The organism is Pelagibacterium lacus, from assembly GCF_003345525.1.
GTDB lineage: Bacteria > Pseudomonadota > Alphaproteobacteria > Rhizobiales > Devosiaceae > Pelagibacterium > Pelagibacterium lacus.
In genome coordinates this window covers 60,034-68,927 of the sequence record NZ_QQNH01000016.1, presented here as the reverse complement: position 1 = coordinate 68,927, position 8,894 = coordinate 60,034, and the positions used below count along the sequence as shown (strand labels likewise).

Sequence of the window (8,894 nt, the reverse complement as noted above, 5' to 3'; positions counted from 1 at the left end):
CGACAGCGCCTGGCGCAGCGCCTGGGTCTTCATGATGTCGGTATAGGCCGGGCCGTGGTCGAAGGGGTTGATCCCCTCTGCCCGGCCCTCGGGATTGGTGTGGACGCGCAGCTCGAACCCGTATTCCTCGGCCATCCGGTCGCGAAAGGCGATCATCTCGGCGAACTTCCAGGTGGTGTCGATATGGAGCAGCGGGAACGGAATACGGCTGGGATAGAACGCCTTGCGCGCCAGATGCAGCAGAACAGAGGAATCCTTGCCGATCGAATACATCATCACGGGACGCTCGAAACTCGCCGCAACCTCACGGAAAATCTCAATGCTTTCGGACTCAAGACGGGCGAGATGCGAAAGGGCGGCGGGCGCGGTCATGGCAAGGGCTCGGCTGCAAGATGGAGCCTCTGAATATGCCGGTTTCCAGCCCGCAACAACCGTGCGCCGGCCCTCCAAACCCCGCCGGACCGGGCGGTTTTTACGCAGGGACCGCGAGACGCCGCTCGAGTTCTCCCCATACGACGTCGGCCAGCAAGGGCGTGCGGAGAAGGCTCTGATTGCGAGAAAACTATTTCACTCCCCGCCGTGCCGCCGCCGATTCCCGTCACAGCAGCCCGGTCCAAGCAACAGCTTTGCGGGCTTTGGCGGTTTTGGGGCAGCAGTTTTCTCGGGGACCCGGCGCGGGAGAAAACCTCGGTAAAGCAGGCGCTTGTCCTCTTGTCCCCCATGGCGGGCCTGCCTACCATTGGCCCAACGTCAGCAAACCGCCAGAGATCATGAACCGCTATCCCGACATCACCGCCGCCATCGGCAATACGCCGCTCATCCGCCTCAATGCCGTATCCGAAGCCACGGGCTGCGAAATCTGGGGCAAGGCGGAATTCCTCAATCCCGGCCAGTCGGTCAAGGACAGGGCCGCGCTCTATATCATCCGCGATGCGGTGGCGCGGGGCGCCATCGCGCCGGGGGGCACCATCGTCGAGGGCACGGCGGGCAATACCGGCATCGGCCTCGCTTTGGTCGGCAATGCGCTGGGGTTCAGGACGGTCATCGTCATCCCCGAAACCCAGAGCCAGGAGAAAAAGGACGCCATCCGCCTCGCCGGGGCCGAGCTGATCGAGGTCGCCGCCAAGCCCTACAAGAACCCCAACAATTACGTGAAGGTATCGGGGCGCCTGGCCGACAAGCTGGCGGCGGAGCTGCCCAAAGGCGCCATCTGGGCCAACCAGTTCGACAATGTCGCCAACCGGCAGGCGCATGTGGAGACCACCGGCCCGGAAATCTTCGCCCAGACCGAGGGCAAGGTCGACGGCTTCATCTGCGCCGTGGGGTCGGGCGGCACGCTGGGCGGGGTCGCCATGGCGCTCAAGGAGCGCAACAAGGATATCCAGATCGGCCTCGCCGATCCCGAGGGCGCGGCGCTCTACAGCTATTATACCAGCGGGGAGCTCAAATCCTCGGGCTCCTCGATCACCGAGGGGATCGGCCAGGGCCGCATCACCGCCAATCTCGCCGATCTTGCGGTCGACCACGCCTACCAGATCCCCGATTCCGAGGCCCTGCCCTATATCTTCGACCTTTTGCGTCAGGAGGGGTTGTGCCTGGGCGGCTCGTCAGCCATCAATATAGCCGGTGCCGTACGTCTGGCGCGGGAACTCGGGCCCGGCAAAACCATTGTCACCGTGCTGTGCGACTATGGCAACCGCTACCAGTCGAAGCTGTTCAACCCGGCTTTCCTCAGGGACAAGGATTTGCCGGTGCCGGACTGGTTGGAAGCCGAACCCACGGTCGACATCAGCGCGGTGCTGGAGGCCGATGCACAATAAGGGCGAAGCGTGGACCTTCTGAGGGCCATCATCGACAATTTCAGCTTCTTGGCCATGCTCTATGCGGCCAATTACATCCTGGCATTCGTCTGCATCGTGCGCGAGATCATGAACTCGCGCACCTCGCAGGGCACCATTGCCTGGCTGCTGTCGCTGCTCATCCTGCCCTTCCCCACCACCATCGTCTATCTGATCTTCGGCTGGAAATATTTCGACGACTACGCCGAGACCCAGACCCAGTCCGGGCGCAACTGGCGCTTGGCGCGTTCCGAGGACATGCGCATCGTCGACCGGGCCACCGGCGACGACTGGCCGGTGCTGCGCAAGGTGGCGGAACTGCCCTTCCTCTACGGCAACGCGGCGACCCTGCTCATCGATGGCGAGGAGACCTTCGCGTCGATCTTCGACGGCATCGCCCGAGCCCGGAACTACATCCTCGTCCAGTTCTACATTGTGCGCGACGACGATCTGGGCCGGCGCTTCGCCGATGCGCTGATCGCCCGCGCCCGTGACGGGGTCAAGATCTTCTTTCTCTACGACGATGCGGGCAGTACCGGCCTGCCGCGCCGCTACCGGCAGCGCCTGCGCGATCACGGCATCGAGGTCTACGGCTTCAACCACCGCCACCCGCTGCTGCGTCTTTATGGCCTCACCCGCATCAACTACCGCAACCACCGCAAGAACGTGGTGATCGACGGGCTCGAAGCCTGGGTCGGCGGCCACAATATCGGCGACGAATATCTGGGCAAGGACCCCAAGCTGGGGCGCTGGCGCGACACGCATGTGCATGTGAGCGGGCCGGCCGCCCTCGCCTGCGCGCTGATGTTCCGGGAGGACTGGCACTGGTCGACCGGCAATGAACTGCCGATCCGCTACCCCACCGACATCCCCACCCCCGGCGACCAGCCGGTCCTCGTCATGCCCACCGGCCCCGCCGATACGCTCGAGGACTGCGCGATCGCCTTTACCGAGGTGATTTCCCAGGCGCGCGAGCGGCTGTGGATCGTCAGCCCCTATTTCGTGCCCGGCATCGAGATCCAGACCGCGCTCTATGCGGCGTCCCTGCGCGGGGTCGATGTGCGCATCCTGCTGCCGCGCAAGCCCGACCATATGCTGGTCTGGCTGGCGAGCTATGCCCATGCGGACCAGATGGTCGCCCATGGCATCAAGGTGCATCGCTACTCCGACGGCTTCCTGCACCAGAAGGTGATCCTGTGCGACGACCGCATCGCCGGAGTTGGCACCGTCAATTTCGACTACCGCTCGTTCAACATCAATTTCGAGGCGACGCTGTGGTTCACCCATAAGGCGATGATCGGCAATATCGAGCGCATGCTCGAAACCGATTTCGAGGCGTCCTACCTCACCACCGAGCGCAATCTGGAACGCCGCAGCTTCTTCTTCCGCCTGCTGTGCCAGGGCGCGCGGCTGTTCTCGCCCATTCTCTGAGGACGAGCGGGGTCGTCTAGCGCAGGGTCGGGGCGTACATGAGCCCGCCATTGGTCCACAGCGCGTTCTGTCCCCGCAGCAAGGCGCTCGAGGTGTTGCTGCCGAAATGGCGGGCATAGATCTCGCCGTAATTGCCCACCGCGGCGATCACGTCGCGCATCCAGGTCTCGCGCAGCCCCAGCCGGCCGGCGACGCTGGGTTCGACGCCCAGCAGGCGGCGGATGGCCATGGTGCGCGCCGAGAGCATGGATTCGATATTGGCCGAGGTGACGCCCAGCTCCTCGGCGGTGATCAGCACGTTGAGGGTCATGGCGATGATGTCGCGCCATTGCGCGTCGTTGGAGCGCACCACGGGGCCGAAGGCGTCCTTGCTCAGCCGCTCGGGCAGGATGCTGTGCGCCGAGGGTTCCGGCAGGGTCCGCCGCACGGCCTGCAGCCAGCTCGCCGAGCCGGTCAGCGCATCGCACTGGCTGGAACGATAGGCGAGCGCAAGGTCCTCGCGATCCTCATAGACCAGCGTATCGAAGCTCACCTGGTTGCGGAAGAAGAACTCCTCCATCATCGTCTCGGATTCGCTGCCGCCGGCCACGCAGATGGTGATGTCCTCGAGCTCATAGGCCGAGACCGCGCCCACCCGGTCGGGGACCATGAAGGCCTGGCCGTCATAGAACGACACCCCGGCATAGGTGACCCCATATTGCGTGTCGCGGGCCATGGTCCAGGCGGCGTTGCGCGACACCACGTCGATATCACCCGTCGCCAGATGCGCAAAGCGGCTCTGTCCGGACAGCGGGCGGAATTCGACCTTGGAGGGGTCCCCGAACACCGCCGCCGCGATGGCGCGGCAGATATCGATGTCGAAGCCCGACCACAGACCCTCGGGACTGACCTGGGCGAAGCCGGGCAGCAGCCCGGTCGCCGCGCAGATGACATAGCCCCGGGTGCGGACGGTTTCGAGGGTGGAAATGGTGAAGGGCGCCGAGACCACGGGCTGCGCCACTGCCGGGGCCGGCAGGGCCGTCCCGCCCAGCAAGGCGCCGCAGAGCATGGCCAGGGGGCCGAAAGCGCGGAATATCGGTGAAACTGCCTGCAAATTCGCTGCGGCCCGAACCGCTCCTTCAACTGCCGGCCATATTGGCACGGCGACCGGACGGGTCAAGCCAAAGCCTTGGCTTGTCCCGTCCTTTCGCGCGCCCGTTTCGACCCTAATGCAGGATCTGGCTGAGGAACAGCTTGGTCCGCTCGTGCTGGGGATTGGAGAAGAACTTTTCGGGCTCGTCCTGCTCGATGATCTGCCCCTGGTCCATGAAGATGACCCGATTGGCCACCTGGCGGGCAAAGCCCATTTCATGGGTGACGCAGATCATGGTCATGCCCTCCTCGGCCAGATGCACCATGACGTCGAGCACTTCCTTGATCATTTCCGGATCGAGGGCCGAGGTCGGCTCGTCGAACAGCATGATCTTGGGATTCATGCACAGCGAGCGCGCGATGGCCACGCGCTGCTGCTGGCCGCCCGAAAGCTGGCCGGGGAATTTGTTGGCCTGTTCGGGGATCTTCACCCGCTCGAGATATTGCATCGCCGTCGCCTCGGCCTCGGCCTTGGGCATGCCGCGCACCCAGATCGGCGCGAGGGTGAGGTTCTGCAACACGGTGAGGTGCGGGAAGAGGTTGAAGTGCTGGAACACCATGCCCACCTCGCGGCGCACCTCGTCGATGCGCCGCAGATCGTTCGTGAGCTCGATGCCGTCGACGATAATGTCGCCCTCCTGGTGCTCCTCCAGGCGGTTGATGCAGCGGATCAGGGTCGACTTGCCCGAGCCCGAGGGCCCGGCGATGACGATCCGCTCGCCCTGCATGACCTTGAGATCGATGTCGCGCAGCACGTGGAAGCTACCGTACCACTTGTTCATCTTGCGGATCTCGATGGCGACATGGGTATCCGATACCGTCATCTTGGAGGGGGGAGCAGCGATGTCAGTCTGTACAGTCATGATACTTACCTTTTGTGCCCGGTGTGCAGGCGGCCTTCCATGTAGATGGAATAGCGCGACATGCCGAAGCAGAAGATCCAGAAGACGAAGGCGGCAAAGATATAGCCGGTCACCGCATGGGTGGGCGAGGACCAGTTGACGTCCGAACCCGCCGCCCGAACCGTGTTGAGCAGTTCGAAGATGCCGATGATCGATACCAGCGAGGTGTCCTTGAACAGCGCGATGAAGGTGTTGACGATGCCAGGGATCACATGCTTGAGCGCCTGGGGCAGGATGATCAGCCCCATGGTCTTCACCTTGTTGAGCCCGAGGGCCGCCGAGGCCTCGTATTGCCCGCGCGGCATGGCCTGGAGGCCGCCCCGCACCACTTCGGCCATATAGGCCGATTCGAACAGCACGATGCCGATGATGGCCCGCAGCAGCGTATCGGGGCTGACGCCGCGCGGCATGAACAGCGGGAACATCACCGCCGCCATGAACAGCACGGTGATCAGCGGCACCGCGCGCCACAACTCGATGAAGCCGACGCAGCACGCCTTGATGATCGGCAGCCGGGACTGGCGCCCCAGCGCCAGCAGGATGCCGATGGGCATGGAGAGGATGATGCCGATCAGCGAGATGATCAGCGTCAGGGTCAGCCCGCCCCACTGGCCGGTCGGCACCTGCCGCAGCCCGAAGATGCCCCCGGCCATCAGGAAATAGGCGACGACCGGATAGACCACGAAGAAAAGAACCGCCGCCGTGCGCACGAAGGGCATTTTCGGCACCAGCAGGGGGATGATCAGCACGATGCCGATGGCGAACATCAGGTTGACGCGCCAGATCTCGCTGTCGGGATAGAACCCGTACATGAAGAAGCCGAAGCGGGCGCGGATGAACACCCAGCACGCCCCTACCCCCTCGATGCGGCAGGCCTGGCCCCGCAAGCCTTCCGGATCGGTGAACACGGCGTCGCCGATGAGGAAATTATAGAGCGGGGGGATGAGCCACAGCACGAACAACACGCTCGCCACGGTCATGATCGTGTTACCGACCGAGGAGAAGAGGTTGTTCTTCATCCACGCCACGGCCCCGGTGGAGCGGCGCGGGGCCGGGCGTTGCCCGACGATTTCCCCGCGAACGAAAGAGAGATCGGTCATCGCTCGGCCCTCACCGTTCCACCAGCGCGACGCGCGCATTGTACCAGTTCATGAAGATCGAGGTCAGCAGCGAGAAGGTCAGGTAGACCGCCATGGTCAGCGCGATGATCTCGATCGCCCGTCCGCTCTGGTTGAGGGCGGTGCCGGCGAAGACGCTCACCAGTTCGGGAAAGCCGATGGCGGCGCCGAGCGAGGAGTTCTTGGTGAGGTTGAGATATTGCGAGGTGAGCGGCGGCACGATGACCCGCATGGCCTGCGGGATGACCACGAGGCGCATGCGGTCCGATTCGCGCAGGCCCAGGGCTTCGGCCGCCTCGACCTGGCCGTAGCTGACCGACTGGATGCCGGCCCGCACCACTTCGGCGATGAAGGCCGAGGTGTAGATCACCAGCCCGAGGATCAGCGCCGTCAGCTCGGGCGGCACCTGGAAGCCCCCGGCATAGTTGAAGCCGCGCAATTCGGGGAAATCGAGCTCCACCGGCGCGCCGCTGCCGAAATAGGCGATGGCGAAGATCACCGCGAAGATGGCGATCATCGGCAGCCAGATCGGCTTGCGGTCGCCGGTCTCCTCGATCTTCTTGATGGTGCGGCGCCGGAACCAGATGGCGGCGCCGAGCGCGATCAGGAACCCGGCCACGACGATCAGGAAGCGCCCGTCGGACACGATGGCCGGCAGGTAGAGGCCGCGCTGGTTGAGAAACACCAGGTCGCCGAGCGCGTAGCTGTCCCGGACCGCCGGCAGCGCGTTGAGCAGCAGGAAGTACCAGAAGAACAATTGCAGCAGCAGCGGGATGTTGCGCATGACCTCGACATAGACCATGGCCAGCTTGCGCAGGATCCAGTTGGGCGACAGGCGCGCTATGCCGATGGTGAAGCCGAGCATGGTCGCCAGCACGATGCCGATCGAGGCGACCAGGAGCGTGTTGACGATGCCGACCAGATAGACGTCGAAATAGGTGGAGGCCCGCTCATAGGGCAGCAGCGAAAAACCGATCTGGAACCCGGAGGTCGAATTGAGGAAGCCGAAGCCGATCGACTTGTTCTGCTGGCCCAGATTGTAGGCCGCATTGGACTGCAGCCACCAGATCAACAACACCACTCCCAGCAGCATCGCGGCCTGGTAGATGACGGCGCGAAATTTGGGGTTGTTGATCAGTGACGCGCCATGGCCTGACCCGGTCCTCGTGACCGGCTCATTATTGGTTGCGTCTGTCATAATATGTTTGCCTCTTGTCAGTCAGGGCACATCCCTGCTGTCGCTTTGCCGGGGGCAGTCGCCGGCAAAGAGGTGTGTCCAGACAATATTCCCGGCGGCTGGCGGCCGCCGGGAACGGAAGAATGGACGGTTACCGGATCGGCATGCCGTACATCAGGCCGCCATCGGTCCACAGCGCATTGAGGCCGCGTTCGAGGCCCAGGGCCGTGTTGGGGCCGACATGGCGCTCATAGAGTTCGCCGTAATTGCCCACATGCTTGATGATCCGATAGCCCCAGTCCGACGAGATGCCGAGCGGGGTGCCGAAGTCGCCCTCGACGCCAAGCAGGCGGCGGATCGAGGGGTTCTCGGAGCCGAGCATGTCGTCGACATTCTCCGAGGTCACGCCGAGCTCTTCGGCGTTGATCAGCGCGTAATAGGTCCATTTGGCGATGTTGAACCACTGGGTATCGCCCGAACGGACCACGGGGCCGAGCGGCTCCTTGGAGATGATCTCGGGCAGGATCACATGCGCCGAGGGATCGGGGAACTGGGTGCGGTCGGCGGCGAGGCCCGAGGCGTCGGTGGTGTAGGCGTCGCAGCGCCCGTCGAGATAGGCCTGGGTCACCTCGTCGCGGGTGACGTAGACGACGAAGTTCGAGCCGTCGAGGTCGTTGGCCGCGAAATAGTCGGCCATGTTGAGCTCGGTGGTCGTGCCCGACTGCACGCAGACGGCGGCGCCCGAAAGGTCGAGGGCCGATTCGACCGTGCCTTCGGGGACGATGAAGCCCTGGCCGTCATAGAACATGGTGCCGGCGAAGGTCAGGCCCAGATCGGTGTCGCGGGTCATGGTCCAGGTCGTGGTGCGCGACAGGACGTCGATATTGCCGTTCGAAAGGGTTTCGAAGCGGACATTGGTGTTGAGCGGGGTGTAGCGGACGGCGTCCGGATCGTCGAAGATGGCCGCGGCCATGGCCCGGCAGAAATCCACCTCGAGCCCGCTCCAATTGTTGTTTTCATCAGGGAAGGAGAACCCTGCGACACCCTCCGTCACGCCGCACTGGATGTATCCGCGTTCCTCGACCTGGGCCAGAGTCTGCGCGAAGGCCGCCGTCGCGGTCGAGGCCATCGCTGCGGCCATTGCGCAAGTGATCAGTTGTTTTTTCATGAGATTGCCTTTGTTTCCTAACCCTTTTTATCTGAAGCCACGAGGTTATCCCCGAGGCCCGATCCCATCGAGATGGGACAGCAGCGTCCTATTGCCATCGGACGCATTGCCGTTCAGCATCGAAACCTA

General features: G+C 63.8%; 8 protein-coding genes. 2 read left to right on the top strand and 6 right to left on the bottom strand.

Going from position 1 to position 8,894, the window contains the following annotated elements:
- A partial coding sequence (locus tag DVH29_RS11565) for a phosphoadenosine phosphosulfate reductase domain-containing protein (RefSeq protein ID WP_158541649.1) occupies positions 1-372 on the bottom strand: 372 nt, incomplete at its 3' end.
- Between the two features lie 398 nt (positions 373-770).
- On the opposite strand from DVH29_RS11565, the gene DVH29_RS11560 reads away from it, so the two are divergent.
- On the top strand, positions 771-1,820 hold the full coding sequence (locus DVH29_RS11560) for a cysteine synthase A (RefSeq protein WP_114646336.1): 1,050 nt from the start codon (positions 771-773) through the stop codon (positions 1,818-1,820).
- 9 nt (positions 1,821-1,829) lie between these two features.
- Positions 1,830-3,269 carry a cardiolipin synthase gene (cls, locus tag DVH29_RS11555; RefSeq protein WP_114646335.1) on the top strand — a complete coding sequence of 480 codons (1,440 nt, stop codon included), beginning with the start codon at positions 1,830-1,832 and terminating at the stop codon, positions 3,267-3,269.
- A 16-nt stretch (positions 3,270-3,285) separates the two neighbouring features.
- Here cls and DVH29_RS11550 read toward each other — a convergent pair whose 3' ends face one another.
- The 5 genes from DVH29_RS11550 to DVH29_RS11530 all read right to left on the bottom strand — a co-directional run bounded on the left by DVH29_RS11550 (position 3,286) and on the right by DVH29_RS11530 (position 8,765).
- Positions 3,286-4,362, bottom strand: coding sequence for an amino acid ABC transporter substrate-binding protein (locus DVH29_RS11550; protein ID WP_158541648.1), 1,077 nt, complete (start codon positions 4,360-4,362; stop codon positions 3,286-3,288).
- A 112-nt stretch (positions 4,363-4,474) separates the two neighbouring features.
- Entirely contained in the window at positions 4,475-5,263 is a 789-nt protein-coding gene (locus DVH29_RS11545) for an amino acid ABC transporter ATP-binding protein (protein ID WP_114646333.1), read from the bottom strand.
- A gap of 5 nt (positions 5,264-5,268) precedes the next feature.
- Positions 5,269-6,402, bottom strand: coding sequence for an amino acid ABC transporter permease (locus DVH29_RS11540; RefSeq protein WP_114646332.1), 1,134 nt, complete (start codon positions 6,400-6,402; stop codon positions 5,269-5,271).
- A gap of 10 nt (positions 6,403-6,412) precedes the next feature.
- On the bottom strand, positions 6,413-7,618 hold the full coding sequence (locus DVH29_RS11535) for an amino acid ABC transporter permease (protein ID WP_114646331.1): 1,206 nt from the start codon (positions 7,616-7,618) through the stop codon (positions 6,413-6,415).
- A gap of 130 nt (positions 7,619-7,748) precedes the next feature.
- Entirely contained in the window at positions 7,749-8,765 is a 1,017-nt protein-coding gene (locus tag DVH29_RS11530) for an amino acid ABC transporter substrate-binding protein (protein ID WP_114646330.1), read from the bottom strand.
- Positions 8,766-8,894: the final 129 nt, after the last annotated feature.